This window comes from Arthrobacter sp. FW306-2-2C-D06B, from assembly GCF_021789175.1.
Classification (GTDB): domain Bacteria; phylum Actinomycetota; class Actinomycetes; order Actinomycetales; family Micrococcaceae; genus Arthrobacter.
In genome coordinates this window covers 1494672-1519134 of sequence record NZ_CP084560.1, presented here as the reverse complement: position 1 = coordinate 1519134, position 24463 = coordinate 1494672, and the positions used below count along the sequence as shown (strand labels likewise).

General features: G+C 64.8%; 21 protein-coding genes and 3 tRNA genes. 7 read left to right on the top strand and 17 right to left on the bottom strand.

Translation table 11 applies throughout. The features are described 5' to 3' along the window. Positions 1–8 precede the first annotated feature (8 nt). The 3 genes from LFT47_RS07140 to LFT47_RS07130 all read right to left on the bottom strand — a co-directional run bounded on the left by LFT47_RS07140 (position 9) and on the right by LFT47_RS07130 (position 2413). Positions 9–842 carry a hypothetical protein gene (locus LFT47_RS07140; RefSeq protein WP_236816575.1) on the bottom strand — a complete coding sequence of 278 codons (834 nt, stop codon included), beginning with the start codon at positions 840–842 and terminating at the stop codon, positions 9–11. Further along, a complete protein-coding gene (locus LFT47_RS07135; RefSeq protein WP_236816574.1) occupies positions 839–1405 on the bottom strand; it encodes an RNA polymerase sigma factor in 567 nt (188 codons plus the stop codon). The genes LFT47_RS07140 and LFT47_RS07135 overlap by 4 nt, the downstream gene beginning before the upstream one ends. A 90-nt stretch (positions 1406–1495) precedes the next feature. Next, positions 1496–2413 (bottom strand): alpha/beta hydrolase, encoded by a 918-nt coding sequence (locus tag LFT47_RS07130; protein ID WP_236816573.1) that lies wholly within the window; start codon positions 2411–2413, stop codon positions 1496–1498. A gap of 82 nt (positions 2414–2495) precedes the next feature. Here LFT47_RS07130 and LFT47_RS07125 point away from each other — a divergent pair, with 82 nt between their 5' ends. Next, on the top strand, positions 2496–3374 hold the full coding sequence (locus tag LFT47_RS07125) for an SGNH/GDSL hydrolase family protein (protein ID WP_236816572.1): 879 nt from the start codon (positions 2496–2498) through the stop codon (positions 3372–3374). A gap of 232 nt (positions 3375–3606) precedes the next feature. Beyond that, entirely contained in the window at positions 3607–5541 is a 1935-nt protein-coding gene (locus tag LFT47_RS07120) for a polysaccharide deacetylase family protein (protein WP_236816571.1), read from the top strand. Positions 5542–5710: 169 nt separating this feature from the next. Here the strand turns inward: LFT47_RS07120 and LFT47_RS07115 are convergent. The 5 genes from LFT47_RS07115 to LFT47_RS07095 form a co-directional block, all read right to left on the bottom strand. Then, positions 5711–5784, bottom strand: a tRNA-Ile gene (locus LFT47_RS07115). A 100-nt stretch (positions 5785–5884) separates the two neighbouring features. Then, positions 5885–7081: a glycosyltransferase gene (locus tag LFT47_RS07110; protein WP_236816570.1), complete on the bottom strand. Its 1197-nt coding sequence runs from the start codon at positions 7079–7081 to the stop codon at positions 5885–5887. A gap of 109 nt (positions 7082–7190) precedes the next feature. Continuing rightward, positions 7191–8096 (bottom strand): DMT family transporter, encoded by a 906-nt coding sequence (locus LFT47_RS07105; protein ID WP_236816568.1) that lies wholly within the window; start codon positions 8094–8096, stop codon positions 7191–7193. After that, positions 8096–8719, bottom strand: coding sequence for a CDP-alcohol phosphatidyltransferase family protein (locus LFT47_RS07100; RefSeq protein WP_236816566.1), 624 nt, complete (start codon positions 8717–8719; stop codon positions 8096–8098). The genes LFT47_RS07105 and LFT47_RS07100 overlap by 1 nt, the downstream gene beginning before the upstream one ends. A gap of 48 nt (positions 8720–8767) precedes the next feature. Next, positions 8768–9616: a phage holin family protein gene (locus LFT47_RS07095; protein WP_236816565.1), complete on the bottom strand. Its 849-nt coding sequence runs from the start codon at positions 9614–9616 to the stop codon at positions 8768–8770. A gap of 177 nt (positions 9617–9793) precedes the next feature. Between LFT47_RS07095 and LFT47_RS07090 the strand changes: the two genes are divergently transcribed. The 3 genes from LFT47_RS07090 to LFT47_RS07080 are packed head-to-tail and all read left to right on the top strand — an operon-like array spanning position 9794 to position 11729. Beyond that, the gene (locus LFT47_RS07090) at positions 9794–11023 is read left to right on the top strand and encodes a multidrug effflux MFS transporter (RefSeq protein ID WP_236818438.1); all 1230 of its coding nucleotides are present in this window, start codon (positions 9794–9796) and stop codon (positions 11021–11023) included. A 58-nt stretch (positions 11024–11081) separates the two neighbouring features. Beyond that, positions 11082–11261 carry a glycine zipper domain-containing protein gene (locus LFT47_RS07085; RefSeq protein WP_236816563.1) on the top strand — a complete coding sequence of 60 codons (180 nt, stop codon included), beginning with the start codon at positions 11082–11084 and terminating at the stop codon, positions 11259–11261. Positions 11262–11321: 60 nt separating this feature from the next. Then, positions 11322–11729 carry a hypothetical protein gene (locus LFT47_RS07080; RefSeq protein WP_059387862.1) on the top strand — a complete coding sequence of 136 codons (408 nt, stop codon included), beginning with the start codon at positions 11322–11324 and terminating at the stop codon, positions 11727–11729. A 106-nt stretch (positions 11730–11835) separates the two neighbouring features. Here LFT47_RS07080 and LFT47_RS07075 read toward each other — a convergent pair. Further along, a tRNA-Asn gene (locus LFT47_RS07075) sits at positions 11836–11908 on the bottom strand. A gap of 219 nt (positions 11909–12127) precedes the next feature. Between LFT47_RS07075 and LFT47_RS07070 the strand changes: the two genes are divergently transcribed. Together LFT47_RS07070 and LFT47_RS07065 are read left to right on the top strand one after the other, a co-directional pair. Further along, complete coding sequence (locus LFT47_RS07070; RefSeq protein WP_236816558.1) at positions 12128–12898, top strand: MBL fold metallo-hydrolase; 771 nt, start codon at positions 12128–12130, stop codon at positions 12896–12898. Between the two features lie 161 nt (positions 12899–13059). Then, positions 13060–16035, top strand: coding sequence for a fibronectin type III domain-containing protein (locus LFT47_RS07065; protein WP_236816556.1), 2976 nt, complete (start codon positions 13060–13062; stop codon positions 16033–16035). A gap of 58 nt (positions 16036–16093) precedes the next feature. Here LFT47_RS07065 and LFT47_RS07060 read toward each other — a convergent pair. From LFT47_RS07060 to LFT47_RS07025, 8 genes are all read right to left on the bottom strand, one after another. Beyond that, positions 16094–16166: transfer RNA gene (locus tag LFT47_RS07060), tRNA-Asn, on the bottom strand. Positions 16167–16228: 62 nt separating this feature from the next. Beyond that, positions 16229–18193, bottom strand: coding sequence for a DNA primase (gene dnaG, locus LFT47_RS07055; protein WP_236816552.1), 1965 nt, complete (start codon positions 18191–18193; stop codon positions 16229–16231). 69 nt (positions 18194–18262) lie between these two features. After that, positions 18263–19573 (bottom strand): deoxyguanosinetriphosphate triphosphohydrolase, encoded by a 1311-nt coding sequence (locus tag LFT47_RS07050; RefSeq protein WP_442863444.1) that lies wholly within the window; start codon positions 19571–19573, stop codon positions 18263–18265. A 113-nt stretch (positions 19574–19686) separates the two neighbouring features. Further along, on the bottom strand, positions 19687–20868 hold the full coding sequence (gene dusB, locus LFT47_RS07045; protein ID WP_236816550.1) for a tRNA dihydrouridine synthase DusB: 1182 nt from the start codon (positions 20866–20868) through the stop codon (positions 19687–19689). A 49-nt stretch (positions 20869–20917) separates the two neighbouring features. Next, the gene (locus LFT47_RS07040; RefSeq protein WP_236816547.1) at positions 20918–21529 is read right to left on the bottom strand and encodes a response regulator transcription factor; all 612 of its coding nucleotides are present in this window, start codon (positions 21527–21529) and stop codon (positions 20918–20920) included. Continuing rightward, positions 21526–22698, bottom strand: a complete 1173-nt coding sequence (locus tag LFT47_RS07035) for a sensor histidine kinase (RefSeq protein ID WP_236816546.1) — start codon at positions 22696–22698, stop codon at positions 21526–21528. Before LFT47_RS07035 ends, LFT47_RS07040 begins: the two co-directional genes overlap by 4 nt. A 22-nt stretch (positions 22699–22720) precedes the next feature. Further along, on the bottom strand, positions 22721–23497 hold the full coding sequence (locus LFT47_RS07030; protein ID WP_236816545.1) for an ABC transporter permease: 777 nt from the start codon (positions 23495–23497) through the stop codon (positions 22721–22723). Continuing rightward, positions 23494–24432 carry an ABC transporter ATP-binding protein gene (locus LFT47_RS07025; RefSeq protein WP_236816544.1) on the bottom strand — a complete coding sequence of 313 codons (939 nt, stop codon included), beginning with the start codon at positions 24430–24432 and terminating at the stop codon, positions 23494–23496. Before LFT47_RS07025 ends, LFT47_RS07030 begins: the two co-directional genes overlap by 4 nt. Positions 24433–24463 lie beyond the last annotated feature (31 nt).

The window sequence follows — 24463 nt, the reverse complement described above, 5'->3', positions numbered from 1 at the left end:
TGGTTGTCCTAAAGGGTCAGACGACTCGTTCCCGTGGTGCCGTCTTGGTAGGTCACTTCGACCTTGGCGCCATCGCTCGACGCGTTCCGCAGTTCGTCTCCTGGCAGCCACAAGGCGAAGTGTCCCCGGGACACGGTCGCTGTCACGTCCCCGTGGGTCCGGCTTCTATAGACGACTGAGAGAATGTCAGAGCCCGCGATGCCGGCCGCCAAGGAAATGTCGCCTGCGCTCATGGTTCCCGTTCCTAGAGCCGTGGCGGTTATCTCACGCGGGCCGGGAACCGTGTGAGGGATGGGCTTTCCAACCGATCCGATCATGCCCTTACCGAAAAGACTGACGGCGTCGTCGGTAATGCACAGTGCCGAGAACCCGTCCTCACCCGTGAGCACCACTGTGGTCCAGACGCCGCGCCGTTCGGCAATCGTCACCGCAGCCGAGTCGACGTCGTCAGCGTACATTCCACCCCCTACATTCTTCTTGGATTCGCGGCACTCCGATGCGGCACTGGCACGTTCAGTTTCAGTCATGCCGGCAGGAACGCGCGTCCAGCTGGCAAACGCAGGATCCCCGCCTGACAAGGACGGCAAGACAACCAGGCCTGCCGTGACTACCGCCACCATTCCTCCCACTACCGCGGCCCTGCGGGAGGTCCACCTGTTACCTCCAGGCGTACGATTGCGGGCAGCGGTTTTCATCGAGGGGCGCTCGGATGGGGTCCGCGCCGGGTCGGTGGACAAGATGCGGCAAAGATCGGCGTCGGCCCTTTCACTGTCGACGGGGCCGCTGTGGTCCGCGGCGTCCAGTGATCGAAGCAGAGCATCGATCTCTTGATTGCGCGTCATGGCGTGGTTGTCCTTTCGAAAGAAGCCGCAGGTGTGCGGGACTGCCGGGGTAGGTGTTCGAGGAGGAGGCGAAGGGCTCGGCGGGCACGGCTCACTCGCAGACGGAAGGCGACCGGTGAGATGCCGAGTACTGCGGCCGCCTCCGGTGCTTTGAGGTCTTCAAAGACAACAAGACCCAAGGCCTCCTGATGGACCTCCGATAGCGCATGCCACGCGCTGGCCAGGTCCACGCGATTCACGATCGGGTCGGCGTCGTCGTCGAGGGAGGCCAGAGCTGCGGCGTCCGCGAGACGAACGCCAAGGGCTAAACGACGCCGTTCGCCCCGGTGAGTGTTCAGCAGGATGTTTCGCGTAATGCCGAAGATCCATGCCCTCGCGTCACCACGGCTGCTTGGCAACTCATCGAGGCGGCGCCACACGACAAGGAATGCGTCGGCGACAACGTCTTCGGCCTGGTCAGGGTGGGCGCGGCGTTGAACAAATCTCATGAGTTCTGGGTAGACCAGTTCATACAGCAATCTGAAGGTGCGCTCCCGGTCGGGAGCATTGGAAGGGGGCCTCATGCTCTATACCTGTCTGCCACCCGCCCAAGTGTGTCGCACCTTGCGCATTGGTGCCGGAATCGACCCGCGTGATCGCCACGGCCGAGCGATTCAGTCTCCTGTGCCCAGCCGAACCCGAAGCCATGCGTCGATGTGATCGAGGGCGGCTCGTGCCATCGGCGTCGCGTGCCCGGTGAAGCCGTGAGGGGAGGCGGGATAGATACGCAGGTCGACGTCGACACCGGCGTCCGACAGCCGTGCGGCCATGGCGAGATTGTCTTCCAGAAGGATGTCCTCGCTGCCGATCACGATCAGGATCGGCGGTAGCCCCGCGAGCTCGGCGAAGAGCGGTGAAATGTCGGGGTGGGTGCGATCCGGAGCGGTCCCCGCATAGGCGTCAAGAAAATACTCCTCGGCGATCAGGCGTCCGGCTGGAGTCTTCGCGGCGAGGTCATAGGTGCCGAACTGCAGCACACCGCCACTGAATGCCGTGACCCGGCGGTCGCGCAACCGCACAAGCGTAGACACCGCCAGGGTCGCACCGGCAGAGAATCCACCCATAGCGAGGTTCGTGGTACCAAAACGACCTTCGGCGTGCTCTACCAGCCACAGCGCCGCCGTCTCGCAGTCGTCGGGTGCGGATGGCCACGGGTGTTCGGGAGCGAGCCGGTAATCCACGCTGACCACTGCAATACCCAGCGACTCCGAAAGCCGCCTGTTGCGGACGTCGCTTCCGGCGGCGGAGCCCATGTAGAAGCCACCGCCGTGGATTTCCAGGAACACGCCCACCACCGGTGTGCTGACCGGCATGTGGATCCGCACCGGGACACTTCGGCCAAGTGCGCTTGCCAGCACTGTGATTGGTGGTGGATCACATTCCGCGGGTGCCGCCGCGCCCGCTCGGAATGCGAGCAGCTCTCCCCGATTTCCCGGACCACGGCCGGCCGGCCGCCGGGCGTAGAACGCGCGGGATTCATCGACGAATGACCACAGTTCAGGATCGATCAGCGGGGGCAATTCGAGGCTCACACGATAACTCTAGGATGCGCATCCGGCGAGCGAAGAAGGGAGGCCGTGGCGCCTTGGGCCCCGGCAGGAGCAGTATGGAGGGATGAACGCTCCCAGCGCCGATGGTCGGGCGCAGGGTGGCCCTGTTGGTCCCGGGGCCCGCCTGCACCCGTGGAGCCGTTATGTGGCGCTCGGTGATTCGTTTACCGAAGGGGTAGGAGATCCGGAGCCGCGCAGCCCGGGAGGCCTGCGGGGCTGGGCGGACCGGGTCGCGGAAGAACTGAGCGCCGGACACGAAGATTTCGCGTACGCAAACCTGGCAGTTCGCGGACGGTTGCTCCATCAGATCCTGGATGAGCAGGTGGGCCCCGCGCTGGCCCTGAAACCGAATTTGATCACTCTCAATGCGGGGGGCAATGACCTGATCTTCCGTAGGAGCGATCCCGACAAACTCGCCGCGCGGATGGACGCCGGCGTGCAACGCCTGGCCTCCACCGGCGCAACGGTTGTACTTTTCGCCGGCCCGGACTGGGGCGCTACGCCGGTCCTGGGACGGACCCGCGCCAAGGTGGCCATCTTCAACGAGAACCTGCGCACCATCGCTGCGCGCCACGATGCGGTAATCGCCGACCTCTGGGCCCTGCGTCAACTCACCCACCCCCAGATGTGGGATCCGGACCGGCTGCACTTCTCGCCCCTAGGGCAACACACCATCGCGATCATGGTGCTCAATACCCTCAACGTCCCCCACACCTTGGAACCGATGACACCGAAAGACCTACCCGGGCGCACTTGGCGCGAAGCAAGGACCGATGACATTATCTGGGCACGTGAGCACTTGTTTCCCTGGGTCCTGCAACGTCTCAAGCAACGAATCTCCGACGACGGACGGCACGCGAAGCGGCCGGATCCGGGCCCGGTGTTCGGCGCCTGGATGCCGCCCGGGACGTTCGTGGGAAACGATCCAACGGCAAGTAACTAGCTACATCAGGACGGCTACCTAACGGAGGCTCAGAAAGAACGAGTGTTGACCACTCGTTTTTGCGCCGACCGGTCGGTCGTAGCCTCTAAAGTACGCGTGTGTGAAGTAATCACAACCGGGTGCCACCGGCCGGAACCCAAAGCGGACTCCCTTTTCGAGCGGCACCTTCCTGGAAATCAACGAAGGATCACTCAGCTTCTGGTGCATTTTCCAGGCTGGGGAGGAGTTGACCATGAGGACCACGGATGAGCAACTGGCGGCAACCGTATCGCGGCTCGAGGGCCGTGCAGCGCCCGACGTCTCCGGAATTCGGCTCGCTAGGCACTTTCGCAAACGCTGGACCGCTTTCGGCAGCACGGCGCTGATTGTTGCCGGCCTGCTGGCCGGAGTGGGATTCGCCGCACCGGCGCATGCCGCTCCGAACACTGTGGTGTCGCTGACGTTCGATGACGGCAACGCGGACCAATTGACGGCCGAGAGCACCATGAAGAGCCTGGGCCTGGTCGGCACGTTTTTCATCACCACCGGGTGGATCGACCAGCCCACCTACCTGACAAGCGCCAACCTCCAGCAAATCGCCGCCGACGGCAATGAGATCGGCGGACACACCGTCACCCACCCGGATCTTGTGTCCCTGACCCCCGCCGAATCGACCCGGCAGATCTGTAACGGCCGGGTGGCACTGATGAACATGGGCTTCAAAGTCACCAGCTTCGCCTACCCCTTCGCCTCCGAAGACCCGGCCACCGAGGCCCTGGTGAAACAATGCGGGTTCAACAGCGCCCGCGGCCTGGGCGACGCCGCCAGCAAGGACCCCGCCTCGGCGACGCTTCCCGCGGCAGACACCATCCCCCCGGCCAATCCCTACGTAACTGCGGCACCGGACGAGGTGGACAGCACCTGGACCCTGCAGAATCTGGAGAACCAGGTGACCCACGCCCAAACAACCGGCGGCGGATGGGTCCAACTGACCTTCCACCACATCGCCGTCGGCACGGACCCCACGCTGACCATCACCCCCACCCTGTTCAACCAGTTCGCCACCTGGCTGGCCCAACAAAAGACGGCCGGTACCGTTGCCGTGAAGACCGTGGACCAGACCGTCGGCGGCACCCAGAAGCCCGCCGTCCAAGGCCCTGCCGTACCCCCACCGCCCCCTCCCGGGACGAACATGATCCAAAACCCCGGCCTGGAAACCCTGGTCAACACGATCCCGCAGTGCTGGGCAGCCGGCGGATACGGCACCAACACCCCTGCCTTCGCCGTTGTCTCCCCCGGCCACACCGGTAAGAACGCCGAACAGCTCACCCTGACCGGCTGGGCGTCCGGGGACGCGAAACTCCTACCCGCCCTGGACCTGGGCGGCTGCTCACCGACCGGCACAACCGGACATACGTATCAGCTGAAAGCCTGGTTCAAATCCACTGCAGCAACCCAATTCGAACTCTATTACCGAATTGGTAACGGATTCTGGAAATACTGGACCGCAAGCCCCCTGATCGGCGCCGCGACGAACTGGACCCAAACCACCTGGACCACCCCTCCCCTGCCGGCCGGTGCCTCAGGTATCAGTTGGGGCCTGAACATCCAAACCAACGGCACCATCACCACCGACGACTACGAGATGTACGACGTCGCCGTCGTGCCGCCCCCGCCGCCCCCGCCGGCGGGAGGCAATTTGGTCCAGAACCCAGGCCTTGAAACGGCCGGCTCGGGCTCGTTCCCGCTGTGCTGGCAGGCCGGCGGATACGGCACCAACACGGCCGTGTTCAGCACCGTAGCCACGGCTCACACAGGTACAAAGGCGGAGAAGCTCACCATCACGGGATACTCCAACGGTGACGCGAAACTGCTGCCCACCATGGACACCAGTACGTGCCCACCTGCGGCCGTCGCAGGACACACCTACTCGGTGCGTGTTTGGTACACCTCCACAGCCGTCACACAGTTCGCTTTGTATTACCGTGACGCCTCGAACAACTGGGTGTACTGGACCTCCGGACCGTGGCTGAATACCGCCACTACCTATACACAGGCAAGCTTCACGACGCCGGCGCTCCCTGCCGGGGCCACTGCCATCAGTTTCGGGTTGAGCCTGTTCAGCAACGGCACCGTCACCACCGACGACTACGCCATGTACGACACGGTAGGAGCTCCGCCCCTCTGATAGCAGCCTTCCACAGACCTGGGAAACTGCCGAGCGACGCAGGCCGATGGCGTGACAGATCCTGCGTGAACGCCGAGCTGTGATTCGGGCATGGCGTCCAGCAGGCGCACGTACGTCAGCTGAAAGAGCCCCTGACTTGCGTTTCCGCAGGTCAGGGGCTCTTTTCGGGTAGGGCTACTCGGACTTGAACCGAGGACCTTAGGATTATGAGTCCCGCGCTCTAACCAGCTGAGCTATAGCCCCGAGTCACCGGGGACGCTTTGTCAGCGTCCCCGGCCAAAACACTCTAGCAAAACAATTAGGCTCCCGATGCCAACGGGGAGACCGCACCGGATCCAGATGGCTAGATGACCTTGTCCTCATAGCCCGCCCCGCGATAGAGGTCCTCGAACGTCTGCAGTGTGCCTTGGATGCTGTGCGGCTCCACCATGGTGCGACTGGCCTTGCCCATGGCTTCGAGTTCGCCGGCCGGCAGACGGAAGAGCTCGGTGATCCGGGCTGCCAGCTCATTGCTGTCCCCTGGCGTGAACAGATGCCCGTTCTCGCCTTCACGCACAAGGTGCGGCAGGGCCATCGCGTTGGCGAGCAGAACCGGCGTCGACGCCGACATCGCCTCAAGTGTTACGAGGGACTGCAGTTCGGCGGTTCCGGGCATGCAGAACAGGTCAGCGCGAAGGTACGCCTTCCTGAGTTCCTCATCGCTTGCGAGCCCCAGGAACCTGACCCGCCCGCCCAGGCCCAGGCGCTTGGCTTGTGCCTCCAATGCGGGACGGACCTCGCCGCCGCCGACGATCTCAAGATGCACATTGAGTTCAGCGGGTGTTTTGGCGACCGCGTCGATCAGGACGTCCACATGCTTTTCTTCGGCAAGGCGGCCGACGAAGAGAACGGTGGGGTCGGGATTCCGCTCGATCTCTTCGCCCGGCCCAAGTTCATAAGCGGCTGCGTCAATACCATTGGACAGAGGCAGGACCTTGCGGAGGAAAGCGTGCTGGTGCATGGCCTTCGCGGCCAGCGGCGTGGGAGTCGTGACGACATCGGCCTGGCCCATGACCTTGCCCATGTCTTTCCACGAGACCCTCCCGATGATGTCCTTGAACCACTGCGGGAACGGCAAGAACGGGTTCAGGTTTTCGGGCATGAAGTGGTTGGTGGCGATGATCCGGATGCCCCGCTTCTTCGCCTCGTAGAGAACGTGTTCGCCGATCATGTAGTGGCTTTGGATGTGAACGACGTCGGGCTGCACCTTGTCGAAGAGCATCCGAATGTCGTTCTTGATTTCCCAGGGGTAGCAGATGCGAAAGTACTCGTGCGTAAAGACTCCGTGGGACTTCAAGCGGTGCACGGTGCCTTCATCCCCGAACTCGGTGAAGCTCTTGCCGTTGTCCGCCCGGCAGGCCAGGACGTGGACATCGTGCCCCCGTGCCTTCATGCCTTTGGCAAGCCGGTACCCGAACTGAGCAGCACCGTTGACCTGCGGGCGGTAGGTCTCCGCCGCGATCAGAATGGTGAGGGGTTTGTTGGTTTCGGGAACAGTCACGTGGAGAACTCCTGATGGTCACGGTGCGAACATCGCAAAACGTTTGCCCTGCGGTGTCTTCGCCGGTTGCCTGCCGCGGGTGTGCGGGGCACGGTTGTCGAACTTTGCCCTAGGCCTTCCGGCTTGCAGCCGCCTTCGCGTCACGTTTTCGCTTGGTGACCTCGGGATGGTGCCGGCTCAAGGCAATAACCCCCACGATAGCAAGGGAAGCAGCCACGGCCATGCCGATTGCAAGCACGGCGTGGACATCGGGACGAAGCTCACCCAAAATTGCGATCCCGATGGCAATTCCGACAATGGGGTCCACCACAGTCAGCCCTGCGATCACTAAATCCGGTGGCCCACCGGAGTAGGCGCTCTGCACGAACCATGAACCGAGCCCGCCGGCGGCGGCGATTGCCACCAACGTGTACCACTGAACGTTAAGCAAAAAGTGCCCGTTCGGGTCCAGCAGGTGCCGGCCGATGATGCGCGTCAGCACCGCGACGAATCCGAACAACACACCGGCTCCCAGGATGTACACGAAAGCACTCAAGCGGTGCCGGAACATCACGGCCAACGTTCCAAAGAGCCCGACGGCGAGGGTCAACAGGAGCACGATGGTGATTTCGTCCTCGCCGCTGACGTGATGGTTCTCCTGGGTGGCGTTGACGGCCAACAGGACGAACATCGCCGAGCCGGTCACGCAAGCCGAGATCGCCACTACCGTGCCGCGATTGATTTTGAGTCCCTGGTCCTTGGCGTTGACCACGGTGGTGATGACCAAGGCGATCGCTCCGATGGGCTGGACCACCGTCAGCGGTGCCGACACCAAGGCAATGGCGTTCATGCCCATGCCGAGGGCTAGCAACAGCAGGCCAAGCATCCACCGCGGATTTCGCAGAAGCCTCAGGAATCCCTTTGAACTGAGCGCGAGGCCGCCGGTATCGGCCTTAACCGCGCTGCCCTGGCGCTGGGCGCCAATGGCAAGGCAGAAGGCGCCAAGCACCGCAAGAAGGACTGCGAACCAGGCCATCAGCTGCGACCGCCGTCGTTGGCTTTGAGTTCTTTGCCCTTACGGAGGATTGCCCAGAAGTAGTTGTAGGCCGCCACCCAGTGCCCTGCCAGACCCAAGCCCAGGCAGATCCATGCGATCACGAAGTACACACCGGTGTAGGGAATCGCGAGCTTTGAGAGGACCAGGAGGGGCGTGCCCAGGAGCAGGAACGCGGTCCTGATCTTGCCGATCCGGCTCACGGGGAGGTCGGGGTGGCTATGGAAATAGAACAATGACGCCGTGGCAAGGACGACGTCGGGCACGACGAGGGCGGCCAGGTACCACCAATCCACCACACCGGCGATGGCGAGCGTGACAGCGACGGTGATGAGTGCCAGGCGGTCCGCGACGGGATCGAGGATGCGGCCCAGTTTGGAGGTTTGGTTGAAACGCCGCGCGACGTAGCCATCCACCCAGTCAGTACCGCCCATGATGGCGAGAACCAGCACGGCGAAACCGTATTCCCTTTGCCATAGCACCAGCCACACGAACAGCGGGACGCCCATGAAGCGCAACACTGTCAGGAAATTGGGGACGGTGAAGATGAGATCGTGGTCGATCTGTGGCTGGCCCGGGCGTGCGCCTGCACCGATGAACTTCACCTGTCCCCCTTTCTGTGTCCGCGGTGACGCTGCTGCTTGCCGTCCCGATTACTTCTTGAACAGCTTCCGCAGTCCTACTGCGGCCACGGTGGCGGAAGCGGCGAAGAGAAATAGCTCTTTCCAGCGCGCGGCGAGACGCTCCGGCAGCCCGGCAGGAACTTTCCCACTGAAATCGGCGAGCTTGTCGGCCGCGAACCGGCGGCCGTCGTCGAGCTTTTGCCCGGCAACGTCGCGGAGGACCTTCCCCTGGGTCTTGACGTCGAGTTCGACGCCGAGCTGATCGCGGACGTCGGCCAGGTGCTCGCGGCGCTGCTCCAGACGGCGGAGCAGCTCAGCTTCGCTTGGGGCGGGGGGTTGCTCGGCTTTGTGTGCTTCTGCCTTGGCGGCTTTTTCAGCCTTGGCTTTCTCAGCTGCGGCGGCTTTCGCGGCTTCCGCTGCCTTGTATGCTTCCGACGAGGGGTCGAGAATGCTGGCGTCGAAGGAAGTGCCCTCCTTGACTATGCCGAGATCGTGCTTGATGCCGCGGATGGTCTTCTCAGGAACAAGCGGCATGGCACCCTTGAACGCCCGGAAGGCGACGAGTGCCCCGATAAGAATGATCAAAAGGAACGCCGCCGCAACCACAAGCGCAGCCAGCCACGGGGGCATGACCGTGGCCAGCCCCAAGATGGCCGCCACAACCAAGGCGATGACGAGCAAAGAGAGGAAGATCAGCGCAACGCCAGCGAAGGCGCCGGCAACACCCAGCTGTTTGCCTTTGCCCTTAAGTTCAAGCTTGGCCAGGCTGATTTCGTCGTTGAGCTGCCGCGGCGCGAGCCGGGCGGCAAGTTTCAGGGTGTTCGGCAACGCCGAAATTCCCGGGCGTTGGCCAGCCCGGCCGCTGTGACGTCCACTCATAGGTTCCGCCTCACTGCTTCCATCTTGCTCCTACCCGGCTCCGGCACGGAGACGAATACAGCCGCCCACGCGCACCTGTCCACAAAACTACCATTCAGCTTCAGCCTCAACTTCCGGGGCGGTCCTGCGGCGCGCCCAGCCATCGCTGATAAATATGATCTGTCGCACATAGGATTGATAATCGTGAACACTCCCCCTGTACCGGGCGATTCCCTTAGTCGACGCGAAAAACTCCTCTATATCCTGCTACTTGGCGCATTGACCGCTTTGGGTCCATTCACAGTGGATCTCTATTTGCCGGCGTTTCCCGCGCTGGAGCATCATTTCGATGTGTCAGCGGCTGCGATCCAACTCACACTGACCGGCACAACGGTGGGCTTCGCCATTGGCCAATTGGTGGTGGGTCCGTTCAGCGACAAGTTCGGGCGCCGCATGCCCTTGATTCTGGCAACGGCCCTGCACATCGGGTCCTCCCTCGGCGCAGCGCTGTCCACTGACATCAGCACACTTGCCCTTTTCCGCGTCCTGATGGGCGTCGGCGCAGCCGGCGGTGGTGTGGTTGCCATGGCGATGGTCCGGGACCTCTTCGCGGGCTACGCCATGGTGCGGATGTTCTCGCGCATGTCGCTGGTGAATGGCCTTGCACCCATTCTGGCTCCGATCATCGGATCACAACTGCTGTTGGTGATGCCATGGCCCGGGATCTTCTATTTCCTGGCGGGCTACGGAATTCTCGTGTTCATTGCGGCGGTTTTCCTTATCCGGGAAACGTATCCTGCCGAACTCCGCCGGCAGACGACGTCGACGGCGGGCCAACGCTACAAGGCCGTGTTCGCCGACCGGATTTTCGTCGGGATGCTGCTCGTGGGAGGGTTCAACTTCGGCGGACTGTTTGCTTACCTCTCCGCGTCCACTTTCCTGTTCCAACAGGTCTACGACTTTTCTCCGCAGGAATACGGCTTGCTGTTCGGCGTCAATTCCTTGGGCATCGTCGCCGGCGTCCAGATCAGCTCCAGGGTCATCCGGCGGGTGGCACCCCAATGGATCATGGCGTTCGCTACGGCCTGGATGCTGCTCATGGCGCTTTTGATTGTCGTTTTCGATCTGCTCGGCTTCGGCCTATGGGGTGTCATGGTCCCGTTGTGGTTCTACATCCTTGCCACCGGGTTCATGTTCCCCTGCGTCCAGGTGATTGCACTGGCCAACCATGGCGCACAGGCCGGAACCGCGGCCTCCCTGCTGGGTGCCTCGAACTTCCTGATGGCCGGCATCATCCCGCCCGTGGTTGGCTGGCTGGGCGTCGGTTCTGCCGTTCCCATGGGGGCCGTCCAGGCCGCGTGCCTCGCAGGCGCCGTGTCGGCCCTCTGGCTCGTCGTGCGGCCCCGGTCCGTCCCCTCCATCCACTGAGCAGCTGTCCACTGATTCGAGAAGCCCGGACGTCGGCACGGAGAAGTAGGCTCAAACCATGACGCGCAAACCGCACCGCAACGGCAGGGGCCTTTTCCTCGGAGCGATGCTCGGCGCCGTCGTCGGCTTCTTGCTGGGCCGTGGGGCCGGAAACCCTGTGTTCGGAGCGCTGCTGGGCGCTGTCGTCGGTTCGGCAATCCTCTACCGGATCAATCCCGGGCCATGGAAACGGGACTAAGCAGGCCTTCCGTTGCTTCGAGGCCTGTTGCCGGTCATGGCCCGGAGATAAAGTTGAGATGTGCCCCGTTGGCAGGAACTCCAGCCTATTCCAGCCCCATGGCAGCGCAAGGATGATGGCATCCTGCCGCTGTGGTGGGATCGTCTGTGCACCGTGACAAGCCCGCAATCCGCGGCCCTTTACGCGGCTGGACTCTTCACCGAGGACCGCCGCCGGCCGATTGCGCAGTGGTTCAATCCGACAAACGGCGCGGCCCTGCTCGTGGCTCCGGAGACCTCCCCCGAATGGCCCGTCCAACGCTTCGGAATCTTCTACGCCCCACCTGGCGGCGGATTCACCCGCGTCCACTCCGCCGCCCACGAATGGCACCCGCGGGAGCCGAGGACGCCGCCCACCGAAGATGACGCCTTCCAGTCCGCCGTGGCCGAGGCAGCGAGATTCCTCCAAGTGGAAATGGACTTCGTTTGACGACTTGGCGCTGAGATTCTGCCCATTCGAGCAATTGCGCAAAATCAGACAAACCGAGGCAAAAAAACGGGTCCCGCACCAATAAAATCGGTGCGGGACCTTTGCGCTCCTCCGACTGGACTTGAACCAGTAACCCTTCGATTAACAGTCGAATGCTCTGCCAATTGAGCTACGGAGGAATGAAGCGGTTATGACTTTAGCAAAGGTTTTGCCTCAAGTGAAATCGAGCCTCGGACCCTACGGGAAGGGCAGCAGGATACCCCTCCCGGGTATCGCCAAGTGCCGCGGAGCCGACGCTCTCACCGAGGATAGTATGGTCCGGCGCGCGTGTGGCACGCACGTGGCTCACACGAAGCGCATACGGAGCGCATCCGTGACACAGAGGAACAGAAGGAAGCATGTCGAACAACTGGTCAGCCGAGGACAACGTGACGGAAGTTGCCGATAACGTCTTCTTCGTCCAAGGGCCTGCCGTCAACTGGACGATCCTCAAGCGGGGCAAGGAATTCACCCTCATTGACACGGGCTATCCCGGGAACTGGCCCTTGCTCCAGTCGAGCATGAATTTCCTCGGACTGTCCATGGAAAATGCTGCCGGAGTTCTCCTGACGCATGGTCACTCGGATCACATCGGGAATGCCGCGAGAATATCAGCAACGGGCATTCCGGTATTCGCGTCGCATGCGGAGTTGCCGAACATCCGCCGGGAGGTCCTCGAACAAGTCACCGTCAAAGATCTTGGTTTGCGGATCCTCCGTCCCAGGGTCGGCGCGTGGGCCGTTCACGCCATCCGCTCCGGGGGCTTGTCCGACGTCGCGGTCCCGGGTGTCGCTTCGATGACCCAGGTCATTCTGGACGCGCTCCCGGGATCTCCCCGGATCGTCGCCACCGGCGGGCACACCAGCGGCCACGTGTCCTTCTTCGTGCCTCCGGCGAAAGCCGTGGTCACCGGGGACGCACTCGTCACTGGCCACGCAGTCAGTCCGGTCCGCGGTCCGCAGTTGTTGCCCGCCATCTTCCATCACCACCCGTCGGAGACCTTGGCCAGCGTTGAGGCTCTCAGGCAATTGGGCGCTGAGACCATCCTGCCGGGACATGGACCGGTGGTGAGGGTGCTCGACGGGACAATCGAGCTCGTCTCTGAGGGAAGGTACTCCCCTTTCGCTTGAGTCGGCGGCCTTGGGGCTGGTACCCGCATCGGAGCTCGAGTGGAAGAGCGGGAGACCGGGCCGAAAACGGGTACCACCCACTCTTAACCCGTGCCGTGCATAGCCAATAGGCTCCGGATCTGGGGATTCTGACCCGGTCTGTTCAGAAAAAGGGGAAGCCGATGCGGCTCCTGACCATACTGTTCCGGCGGCCCGCATGGTTCCGCTGGGCCGCGGCCGCGTCCGTGCTGCTTTTGCTGGGCTACTCCGCTGTGTACTTGGCGCCTCCTGCGCGTGCGGCGCTCCCGAAGACCATCGTCAGCCTGACCTTCGACGACGGCAATGCCGATCAGCTCCCGGCCGAACAGTTACTGAAGTCACTCGGATTGCACGGCACCTTCTTCATTACCACCAGCTGGATCGATAATCCGTCATGGCTCACCCGAGCCAACCTGAACAGCATCGCTGCGGACGGCAACGAGATCGGTGGCCACACCATCACCCACCCGGACCTCACCACGCTATCCACCTCGGCAGCAACCAACGAGGTTTGCGGCGGCCGGACCACGCTTGCCAGCTGGGGATTCAACGCCACCGATTTCGCCTATCCCTTCGCGGCTGAAAACTCTTCCGTCGAGCAAATCGTGAAGAATTGCGGTTTTGCGAGTGCGCGCAATTTGGGTGATATCCGTTCGCCTGCGAGTTGCTCGAGCTGCCCTTTCGCGGAAACCCTCCCCCCGGCCAACCCGTACAACACGGCCGCGCCGGATGAAGTGGACAGCACGTGGACGCTGCAGAACCTCGAGGACCTCGTGACCAACGCGGAACCGGGAGGGGGCTGGGTCCAGCTGACCTTCCACCACATCGCCGTCGGAACAGATCCGACGTTGACTATCGATCCCAATCTCTTCAAGACGTTTGTCACGTGGCTGGCTGCGAGAACGGCCAACGGAACCACGTCGGTTCAAACGGTCGCCCAGGCCTTGGGCAACGCATCAACGGCGCCGACCGCGCCCGCCGCACCTTCAGGCGTGGCTGCGACGGCGGGGAACGGGTCCGCGGTGGTGTCGTGGACGGCGCCGGCCAACGGCGGGTCCCCGATCACTTCCTATACGGTGACGCCTTCGTCCGGTGGCACGGCATTGGCTCCGGTGACGGTTTCCGGTAATCCGCCCTCGACGACGGCGACCGTCACCGGACTGAGCAACGGCACCGCGTACACGTTCACCGTGACGGCGACGAACGCCGTCGGGACGTCTGCTCCGTCCGCCGCGTCCGCGCCCGTCACCCCGACGGCCCCGACGGCGCCCGCGGCACCGACCGGTGTGACCGCGACGGCGGGGAACGCTTCCGCGGTGGTGTCGTGGACGGCTCCGGCCAACGGCGGCTCCCCGATCACTTCCTATACGGTGACGCCTTCCACCGGTGGCACGGCCCTGGCTCCGGTGACGGTCTCCGGAAATCCGCCCTCGACGACGGCGACCGTCACCGGACTGACTAACGGCACCGCGTACACGTTCACGGTCACGGCGACGAACGCCGTCGGAACGTCTCCGGCGTCGGCCGCCTCGGCCCCGGTCACGCCTTCGGCCCCGGTTCCTGGGGTCACCAACGGCGGTTTCGAGTCCGGGCTGGCCTCCTGGACGACCGGCGGCGGCAAGGCACCCGTGGCCTCCACCGTTGCGCACACCGGCACGGGTTCTGCGTTGTTGGGCCTGGCATCGGGGGCCGAGCCGCTGGGGGACAGCAGCCTGTCCCAGACCATCACCATGCCCGCCTCCGGGACGTCCACGCTGTCCTTCTGGTACCAGCCGCACACCGCCGACGAGAGCTGCACCGGGACCGCCTGCAGGTACGACTGGATGGAAGCACAGGTCCGCACCACCGGCGGCACGGTCCTGGCAAGCCTGTTCAAACTCTGCAACAACAACGGCACCTGGACCCAGCTCAGCGCGAACCTCTCCGCCTACAACGGCCAGAGCATCGTGCTCTGGTTCAACGTCCACCTGGACGGCTCCAGCCCCGCGGATGACACCTGGATGTACCTCGACGACGTCACCCTCACCAACACCCAGACAACGCCCACGGCACCCGCCGCACCCACCGGCGTGACGGGGACCGCGGGGAACGCCTCGGCCACCGTGTCCTGGACCGCCCCGGCCAACGGCGGCTCCGCGATCACCTCCTACGCGGTCACCCCGCACGCCGGCGCCACCACCCTGGCCCCGGTCACCGTCACCGGGAACCCGCCCGCCACCAGCACCACCGTCACCGGGCTGAGCAACGGCACCGCCTACACCTTCACCGTCACCGCCACGAATGCCGTCGGCACCTCCCCGGCCTCCGCTGCCTCGGCACCGGTCACCCCGACGGCGGGGGCCACGGCACCCGCCGCCCCCACCGCGGTCACCGCGACCGCCGGGAACGCCTCGGCAACCGTGTCCTGGACCGCCCCGGCCAACGGCGGCTCCCCGATCAGCTCCTACGCGGTCACCCCGCACGCCGGCGCCACCACCCTGGCCCCGGTCACCGTCACCGGGAACCCGCCGGCGACGACGGCAACCGTCTCCGGGCTGAGCAACGGCACCGCCTACACTTTCACGGTCACCGCTACGAATGCCGTCGGCACCTCCCCGGCGTCCACGGCCTCGGCACCGGTCACCCCCACCGGAACCACCACCTCGGCCATCACCAACGGCGGCTTCGAATCCGGGCTCAGCGCCTGGACCACCGGCGGCGTCAAGGCACCCGTGGCCTCCACCACCGCCCACACCGGCACCGGCTCCGCGCTCCTGGGCCTGGCATCCGGGGCAGAACCCTTCGGCGACAGCAGCCTGTCCCAGACCATCACCGTCCCCGCCACCGGGACCTCCACGCTGTCCTTCTGGTACCAGCCCCACAGCCAGGAAGACCCCTGCACCGGCAACGCCTGCCCCTACGACTGGATGGAAGCACAAGTCCGCACCACCACCGGCACGGTCCTGGGAAGCCTGTTCAAACTCTGCAACAACAACGGCACCTGGACCCAGCTCACCGCCGACCTCACCGCCTACAAAGGCCAGACCGTCACCCTCTGGTTCAACGTCCACCTCGACGGCTCCAGCCCCGCCGACGACACCTGGATGTACCTCGACGACATCACCCTCACCACCAGGTAAATACACCAGACGCCAAAAATCCCCGCCCTCTACTGAGGACGGGGATTTTTGAGTAAAGCTCCTCCGACTGGACTTGAACCAGTAACCCTTCGATTAACAGTCGAATGCTCTGCCAATTGAGCTACGGAGGAATGAAGCGTGTACAAGCCTAACAAAGGGCTGCCGGGAAACGAAATCGGCGCCGGGAAAGCCGTCAGCTATCCATGCGGAGGGCGCGGCGCTGCATTTCCAGCTGCATGAGTTCCCGGTTGAGCCGTTGGAACTCTTCCGGTTGGGCCGAGGCATCCAGGCGCTGCAATTGGCCCATCTTGTCCGCCTTGACCCTGGTGATCTGCAGTTCGAAAAGTCGGGCCAGGATGTCGCGGCAATAACGCTGCAGCGCTTCGGGAGTGCTGGCCGGAAGCGGAACGACTGCAAGCTCGGAGACCAGGCCTTGGAGTGGTTCCGGGACTTCCCGGCGAATCCCTTCCACCCAGGCCACAGGGTCACCAATATTGGCCAGCCCGGCGGCCCGTACGGCAGTGTGCACAGCTGAGTAGGCAGGAGTGACGAAGTGGCAGGCTTCAAACCGTTCCCATGCGCCACCGATGAGCGCAGCTTCGCCACCCAGAACGGCGGGGTTCTGGATGACCACTTCGAGGGCCTGCCGCTCCATGGCGGCAACGGGATCGCGCGGATCCGGGCGCATGAAGGCGATAGGGGCGTCCGACGGCGGTGCTGCCGCCGGCTGGCCGGGCTGGCCCGGCGTTGTGCCCTGCCCGGCACCCATGGCTCCTGCGGTGCTTGCAGCCCCCGCGGTACCCGGCGCGCCGGAAGCAGCGCGCTTGGCAGCCAGGCCCACTGCCCGGCTGACTTCCTCAATGGGCATCCCGAGCCAGCCTGCCAGCTCGCGGACATACGCCGGGCGGATGCCCGAATCACGGATCTGCGCAACCACAGGCGCCGACTCCCGCAGGGCTGAGACGCGGCCTTCCACGGTGTCCAGGTTGTGGCGTTTGAGGGACGCCCGGATCGCGAATTCGAAGAGCGGCCGGCGGGTGGCGATCAAGTCCCGGACAGCTGCATCGCCCTTGAGCTGGCGCAAGTCACAGGGGTCTGCTCCGCTCGGTTCCACGGCCACGTAAGTCTGCGCGACGAAACGCTGGTCCTCCTCGAAGGCGCGCAATGCCGCCTTTTGCCCGGCGGCGTCGCCGTCGAAAGTGAAGATGACCTCTCCCCCGGTGCCGTCGTCGGACAGCAAGCGGCGGGCGATCTTGATGTGGTCAGTACCGAAAGCCGTGCCACACGTGGCCACGGCGGTACCGACTCCGGCAAGGTGGCAGGCCATGACGTCCGTGTACCCCTCCACCACCACCAGTTGCCGGTCCTTGGCGATGTTCCGTTTGGCGAGGTCGATGCCGTAGAGGACCTGGGACTTCTTGTAGAGCACGGTCTCCGGAGTGTTCAGGTATTTCGGGCCATGGTCGTCCTCGTAGAGCTTGCGGGCTCCGAAGCCGATGGTGTCGCCGGCAATGTCCCGGATGGGCCAGATGAGCCTGCCGCGGAAGCGGTCGTAGATTCTCTGCTGGTTACCGGGTCCCCCGGCGGAGAACATCCCCGTCAGCTTCAATTCAGCGTCCGTGAATCCGCGTCCGCGCAGGTGTTTCAGGAGTGAATCCCAACCCTGCGGCGCGTAGCCGACGCCGAACTGTTCGGCGGCGGTCCGGTCGAAACCGCGGCCGTGGAGGAAGTTGCGCCCCTCGGCGGCACCTGCCGTGAGCAGTTGCGCGCGGAAAAACTCGTCGGCGATCTTGTGGGCATCCAGCAGCCGTTGGCGCTTGCCGACCTCTTCGCGGTTGGGACCGGTGCCGCCGTCCTCATAGCGCAGCTCGTAGCCGATCCGGGCTGCGAGCTTTTCCACGGCTTCGTGGAAGGAGCTGTGGTCCATCTTCTGGACGAAGGAGATGGCATCGCCGTCTTCACCGCAGCCGAAGCAATGGTACCGGCCCACCTGGGGACGGACAGTGAACGACGGCGAGCGCTCGTCGTGGAAGGGACAGAGGCCTTTGAAAGTGCCCAGTCCGGCGCCCTTGAGGGTGACGTAGCCGTCCACCACTTCCTTGATATCGGTGCGCTGGCGTACTTCGTCGATATCTTCACGTTTGATCAGGCCAGCCACGTCACCATCCTAGTCGCTCCGCACGGGAGGTCCTTGAGTGGGCCGGCAACCAGGACAACTAGACGGGAGCTACCAGAGCGACGGCAGACTGCCCACCAGACGTTCGTACATCCCCAGCGCCGATGCGTCCGTCAGGGACGCCACTTGGTCGATGACGACGCGAAGCCGGGCGCCGTCGTCGGGGGCGTCCCGCCAGTCCGCGGCGAACATCGGTTCCAGGTGCCGGTCTCCGCTCGCGTTGAGTACGCCCACCAAAGCGTGCAGCACTTCGCGCTGCCGCTCATAGACGGGCTGCCGATGGTCGGTGGAGATCACGAACGTCGTGGCGAGGCCCTTCATGGCGGCAATCTCGGTGGTGGTTCCCTCGGGGACCATGAGATCCGCAGAGTACCGGGTGAGGTGGTCCGGGCCGAAGTGCGCCCTCGTGGTCTCCAGGGCACTCTGGCAGAACCGGCCGATGAGCTGGCTGGTCATGTCCTTCAGCGCCGCCATCGACTTGCGGCTGCCATCGGCCTCGCGGACCCACACGCTCGTGGCTTCGAGGCGGGCCAGGGCAGCATCGATTTCGGCGGGATCGTTGTGGGGCAAGTACCACTGCTTCGTGTACCCCACCACGCGGGCCCGGTGGTCGGGGTTGTCCAGCCACTTGAGCTGGAAGTGACCGGCAACGATGGCGTCCTCGACGTCGTGGACGGAGTACGAGATATCGTCGGCCAGGTCCATCACCTGGGCCTCTATGCAGGAGCGGTTGCCGGGCGCGCCGTCACGAAGCCAGGCAAACACGGGCAGATCGTCCTCATAGGCACCGAATTTACTGCTCCGCTGTCCGTGGATGACAGGGGCGTCGACGGCGGACCACGGGTATTTGGACGCGGCGTCAAGACTGGCGCGGGTCAGGTTCAGGCCGGCCGGCCGGCCGTCGGCAGCAAGGACCTTGGGTTCAAGGCGAGTCAGCAGGCGCAGGGTCTGGGCGTTGCCTTCGAAGCCACCGATTCCGTGGGCTACCTCGTTGAGCGCGGATTCCCCGTTGTGGCCGAAAGGCGGGTGGCCAAGGTCGTGGCTCAGGCACGCCGTGTCCACAACATCCGGATCGCAACCGAGCGCGCGGCCCAACTCGCGCCCCACCTGGGCCACTTCAAGGCTGTGCGTCAGCCGGGTACGGACGAAGTCGTCAGTGTCCGGGGCCACCACTTGGGTCTTCGCCCCGAGCCGCCGGAGCGCTGACGAATGCAACACCCGTGCCCGGTCCCTCTCGAAGTCCGAGCGGTAGGTGTTCTTCCGGGCTTCCTGGACCCAGCGTGCCGAGTCGGCTTCCACATAGCCCGGAATGCCCGTTGCGTTTTCGGCCGGGCGTGCTGCAGACATCGCTTCAGTTCCCATGGGTATCTGCCTCCTCCGCTTGCCGTGCACCGGCGTCTCTTCAGCCAGTCCCTATGCAGCCAGTTTTCCACGACTCTGGCAGTGCGCGTGCACGCGGCGGCCCGGGCCGCGCTTCAGCCGCCCGAGACGTCGAGTTCGGCTGCGGCGATATCGCGCGTCTGATCCGCATCCATCTGCCTGCTGAGCAGCCAGTCCTTGGGCAAGGCCGGCTTCTTCGGGGAACCTGCGCGTCCGCGCGGACCCTCCGAGTCGACGCCCGGGTACGGCAGGTCCATGTCCAGTTGGTCCAGGAGCTCGCGGAGGACCTCAAGGGTCGGCACGGTGGCCAGTTTGGCGCGCAGCTCCCCGCCTACGACATAGCCCTTGAAGTACCAGGCCATGTGCTTGCGGATCTCGCGCAGCGCCTTGTACTCGTCGTTGCCGAAGGTTTCGATCATGAGCTCGGCGTGCCGGTAGACGCCGTCGGCAACTTCGCGCAGGCCCGGACGGTGGCGCTCGTCGCTTCCCTCGAACGCGGCCTGGAGGTCGCCGAAGAGCCACGGGCGACCCTGGCAGCCCCGGCCCACCACGACGCCGTCAATCCCGGTTTCACGGACCATGCGGACTGCGTCTTCTGCGGACCAGATATCGCCATTGCCCAGGACGGGAATGTCCGGGAGGGCCTCGCGCAGGCGTGCGATGGCGGACCAGTCGGCCTGGCCTGAGTAGAACTGCGCGGCGGTGCGGCCGTGGAGCGCGACGGCGGCAACGCCGGAATCGCGGGCGATGCGGCCGGCGTCGAGGTACGTGAGGTGGTCCTCGTCAATGCCCTTGCGCATCTTGATGGTTAGCGGGATATCGCCCTTGGAGGCCTCCTTGACGGCTGTCTGGACGATGGAGGTGAAGAGGTCGATCTTCCAAGGGAGGGCGGATCCGCCGCCGCGCCGGGTGACCTTGGGCACGGGGCAGCCGAAGTTGAGGTCGATGTGGTCCGCCCGGTCTTCCTCGACGAGCATGCGAACGGCCTGGCCCACGGTGACGGGGTCCACGCCGTACAACTGCACGGAACGGACTTTTTCGTCATCGTCGTGGGAGATGATGCGCAACGATTCCGGCGTGCGCTCCACCAGGGCACGGGAGGTCACCATCTCCGCGACGTACAGACCGCCGCCGTATTCACGGCACAGTCGGCGGAAGGCCGAGTTCGTGATCCCGGCCATCGGGGCAAGGATCACGGGGGTGTCCACGGTGATCCGGCCGAGCTGCAGTGGGGGCAGTTCGAGCTTGGGCGAGGGGGGCGTTGCTACTACAGTCACCCGTCCATTGTCTCAGACTCGAGCTTGCCGAATACGTGGGTGCGGGCCGCTAGAGCAGCCAGCCGTTGTCTTCGGCGATCCGCACAGCCTCGGCACGGGTCCGGCCACCGGTCTTGGCCATCGCGGCGGAGAGGTAGTTCCGCACGGTCCCTTCGGAAAGCATCGCCGACTTCGCGATATCGGCCACCGTTCCGCCGTCGGACGCTGCCTTGAGCACCTCCCCCTCCCGCTCGGTCAGCGGGCTGTCTCCCGCGGTCAAAGATTCGGCGGCGAGCCCGGGGTCCACCACCCTGAGCCCTTGATGGACGCGGCGCACCGCTTCGGCCAATTGCCGCGCGGGCGTGTCCTTGACGACGAATCCGGAGGCACCGGCCTGCATGGCACGCTTGAGGTAGCCGGGCCGACCGAACGTGGTCACCATGAGGACCCGGCATGACGGCGCGGCCCGCCGCACGGCCGCCGCCGCGCTGATACCGTCCAGGCCGGGCATCTCGACGTCGAGCATCGCCACATCGGCGGAATGCTCGACGACGGCGGCCGCCACCCCTGTCCCGTCACCCAGTTCAGCGACCACCTCGATGTCCTGCTCCAGTCCCAGCAAAGCCGCCAATGCCCCGCGCACGAGAGCCTGGTCGTCCGCGATCACCAATCGGATGCTCATACCTCCACCGCCAATCTGAACCCTCCCAGGTCACTCGGGCCAATGCTGACCGTTCCTCCGGCGGCACCCACGCGTTCGCGGACCCCGGCCAGTCCGTTCCCGGAGCGGCCTTCGGGAGCCGGGCCGACGCCGTCGTCCTCCACCAACACGCTCGACGCCGTCAACCGGACGCGGCAGCGCGCGGCACCGGAGTGCCGCACCACGTTGGTGACGCCTTCGCGCAGGACCCAGCCGAAGAGCTCCCGGTGCCGCGCCGGAACCTGCTCCACGGTTCCCGGCAATTCGGCGTCGATCCCGGCCGATTCCAAGGCCGTCCGGGCGACGGCGAGCTCCGCCAGTACGTTGACGCCGCGGTAGCCGGCCACCGTGGCCCGGACGTCGGCGAGCGCACCGCGGGCCAGATCCTGCACCGCGGAGATCTCGGCGGCTGCCCGGTCCCGGGCAGGGTAGTCGCCGGGCACGGTGTCCAGCATCCTCCCTGCCAACTCGGCCTTCACGGCGATCACCGTCAGGGAATGCCCCAGGATGTCGTGCATATCCCGCGCGACGCGGCTGCGCTCGGCTGCAACGGCTGCGTCGGCGAGCTCAGTTTGCGCTTCGCGGAGCCGTGCGGTCTGCCGGATCAGCCGCGCGAAGGCGGACATCATGAGGCCGAGGGACAAGATGATCCCGGCCTGGAGCAAGGCCTGCTCCCCGTTGCCCGTCACCAGCTGGGTGGTGAAGGAGACGAGGGCCAAGGCGACGATGAGGAAGAAATCGGTGCGCCGCGGAAGGGAGGTCATGGCGATGGCGCAGGCGAGGAACGTCCAGGTCCACAAGGCCTCCCTTCCAATGATGAGGATCATTAGCCCGTTCAGCGCCAGCAGGATGCAGACGGACACGATGCCCGCCCGGACGCCCAGGCGCCAACTGATCTGCGGCAGGAAGACGTAGGCGGCGAAGAACACGATCAGGGAGGCCGATGCCGCCACCTTCCAGGCCAAGGGCTCGTCCACGGACCACACGATGTTCCACGTCGGCCAGGCCCAGAGCAGGATGGAAAGTCCCGCACCGATGAACCAGCCCCGTGGCCCTGGACCGCGGAACATGCGACCGCGGAACATCGTGCCGGTGAACACGTTTCCGGCGAACACATCCCTGAAGGACGTTCCGCGTCCGTTGGTGGTCATGGTGCCCACCCTAGCGGCCTGTTCAGACACGTTTCGTGTCGCGGCGGAACGCCATGGCAGCCCCGGCCACGAAGATCGCGAGCCAGATGAGCACGTTGAGGATCCACGCCCAGTCGAACTGGCCGGTGATGGGGCTCCGGGCCAATTGCCCGATCCCGTATGCGGGCGTGAACTTGGCGATGTTCCCGAAGGTCTCCCCCATGATCTCGATCGGCATGAACAGTCCACCGAGCATGGCAAGGATGGCCAGGGCCGGGCCGAGGATCTGCATGACGTTCTGGCTCGGCATGAGGTATCCGACGAACAGGCCAAGGGCCGCGAAGACCAGGGAGCCCAGCCAGGCCACCAACCCCGCTGTCAACCAGGTCTGGGCATCCATCGTGACGCCCGCCAGGGCACCGATGACGAACTGGGCCACGACGGCAATGAGGGACAGCGTCAGCGCAGCCATGGCTTTCACCGCGATGTACGCCCCGGGCAGGAGAGGCGTGAGGCGAAGCTGGCGGCTCCAGCCTTGGGCACGTTCCACCGCCACTTGGCTACCGGCGCCCGTAGCAGCGGTCATCGCGGCATAGACCGTGAGGCTGATGAGGATGTACTGGCCGTAGCTGTGCCCGTTGGGCAGGAGCTTGTCCTTATTGGACAAGCCGAAAATGAAGAAGAAGATGGCCGGCATGAACACCGTGAACATGATGGTCCGGCGGTTCCGGAGCATGCGCTTGATCTCGATCCAGAGGAAGGTGCGGTTGACCCCGCCGGTGGACGGCTTCCGTTCCTGGACGACTGTTGCCGTGCTCATACGAAGTCTCCTTCAAGAGTGATGCTCGTGGATTCAGGCGCGGCGTCGTCTCCGGTGAGGGCGACGAACGCCTCCTCAAGGTTGTTGGCCGCCACTTCGACGTCGTGGGCGCCCGTGTTATTGAGCAGGTACCGCACGACGGCGTCCGAGTCGCCCGTGCGGACGGTGAGGCGTCCGCCGTCGTAATCCATGCTTTCGACGGGCGGCATCCCGGCGAGCAGCCCGCGCTCTGTTGCCGGAAATGAAGCCTTGACGGTGCGGCCGGAGGCGAGGTTCTTGATCTGGGCGGCGGTGCCGTCCGCGACGATGCTGCCTTGCCGGACCAGGACAATCCTGTCCGCGTAGGCGTCGGCTTCTTCGAGGTAATGGGTGGCGAAGATGACGGTCCGTCCGCGCTGGGCGTCGGCCCTGATAGCGGTCCAGAAGTCGCGTCGTCCCGCGACATCCATGCCCGTGGTGGGCTCGTCCAGGATCAGCAATCCGGGATCGGAGACGAGTGCCATCGCGAAGCGCAGCCGTTGCTGCTGGCCGCCTGAGCACTTTTCGACCTTGCGGTCGGCGATCTCCAGGATGCCCGCACGCGCCAGGACTTCGTCCACTGGCCGGGAGGAGTCGAACATGGCAGCGTTGAGCTGCACGGTCTCGCGCACGGTGATGTCCCGCAGCAAGCCGCCGGTCTGCATCACCGCTGCGACCTGGCCGCGGGCGATGGCTCCGCGGGGAGTATGGCCGAAGATGGAGACGCTTCCCTGGTCCGGTGCGCTCAATCCGAGGATCATGTCGATGGTGGTGGTCTTGCCGGCCCCGTTGGGACCGAGGAACGCCACCACCTCTCCCGGCTGCACGGTGAGGTCCAGGCCGCGGACGGCGTGGACCTTCCCGAAGCTCTTGTGCAGTCCGGCTGCGTGGACGGCCGGCACACTCGCTGTTGTCATGGCTCTCCTTGGCTTTGGTTTACTCCACTAC

Excerpts from the sequence above, each read along its gene's own strand:
- LFT47_RS07140 (WP_236816575.1), bottom strand. The coding sequence starts at position 842 with ATGACGCGCAATCAAGAGATCGATGCTCTGCTTCGATCACTGGACGCC.
- LFT47_RS07120 (WP_236816571.1), top strand. The coding sequence starts at position 3,607 with ATGAGGACCACGGATGAGCAACTGGCGGCAACCGTATCGCGGCTCGAG.
- LFT47_RS07085 (WP_236816563.1), top strand. The coding sequence starts at position 11,082 with ATGACGCGCAAACCGCACCGCAACGGCAGGGGCCTTTTCCTCGGAGCG.
- LFT47_RS07095 (WP_236816565.1), bottom strand. The coding sequence starts at position 9,616 with ATGAGTGGACGTCACAGCGGCCGGGCTGGCCAACGCCCGGGAATTTCG.
- LFT47_RS07050 (WP_442863444.1), bottom strand. The coding sequence starts at position 19,573 with ATGGGAACTGAAGCGATGTCTGCAGCACGCCCGGCCGAAAACGCAACG.
- LFT47_RS07025 (WP_236816544.1), bottom strand. The coding sequence starts at position 24,432 with ATGACAACAGCGAGTGTGCCGGCCGTCCACGCAGCCGGACTGCACAAG.
- LFT47_RS07065 (WP_236816556.1), top strand. The coding sequence starts at position 13,060 with ATGCGGCTCCTGACCATACTGTTCCGGCGGCCCGCATGGTTCCGCTGG.
- LFT47_RS07125 (WP_236816572.1), top strand. The coding sequence starts at position 2,496 with ATGAACGCTCCCAGCGCCGATGGTCGGGCGCAGGGTGGCCCTGTTGGT.
- LFT47_RS07070 (WP_236816558.1), top strand. The coding sequence starts at position 12,128 with ATGTCGAACAACTGGTCAGCCGAGGACAACGTGACGGAAGTTGCCGAT.
- LFT47_RS07035 (WP_236816546.1), bottom strand. The coding sequence starts at position 22,698 with ATGACCACCAACGGACGCGGAACGTCCTTCAGGGATGTGTTCGCCGGA.
- LFT47_RS07030 (WP_236816545.1), bottom strand. The coding sequence starts at position 23,497 with ATGAGCACGGCAACAGTCGTCCAGGAACGGAAGCCGTCCACCGGCGGG.
- LFT47_RS07135 (WP_236816574.1), bottom strand. The coding sequence starts at position 1,405 with ATGAGGCCCCCTTCCAATGCTCCCGACCGGGAGCGCACCTTCAGATTG.
- LFT47_RS07105 (WP_236816568.1), bottom strand. The coding sequence starts at position 8,096 with ATGGCCTGGTTCGCAGTCCTTCTTGCGGTGCTTGGCGCCTTCTGCCTT.
- LFT47_RS07040 (WP_236816547.1), bottom strand. The coding sequence starts at position 21,529 with ATGAGCATCCGATTGGTGATCGCGGACGACCAGGCTCTCGTGCGCGGG.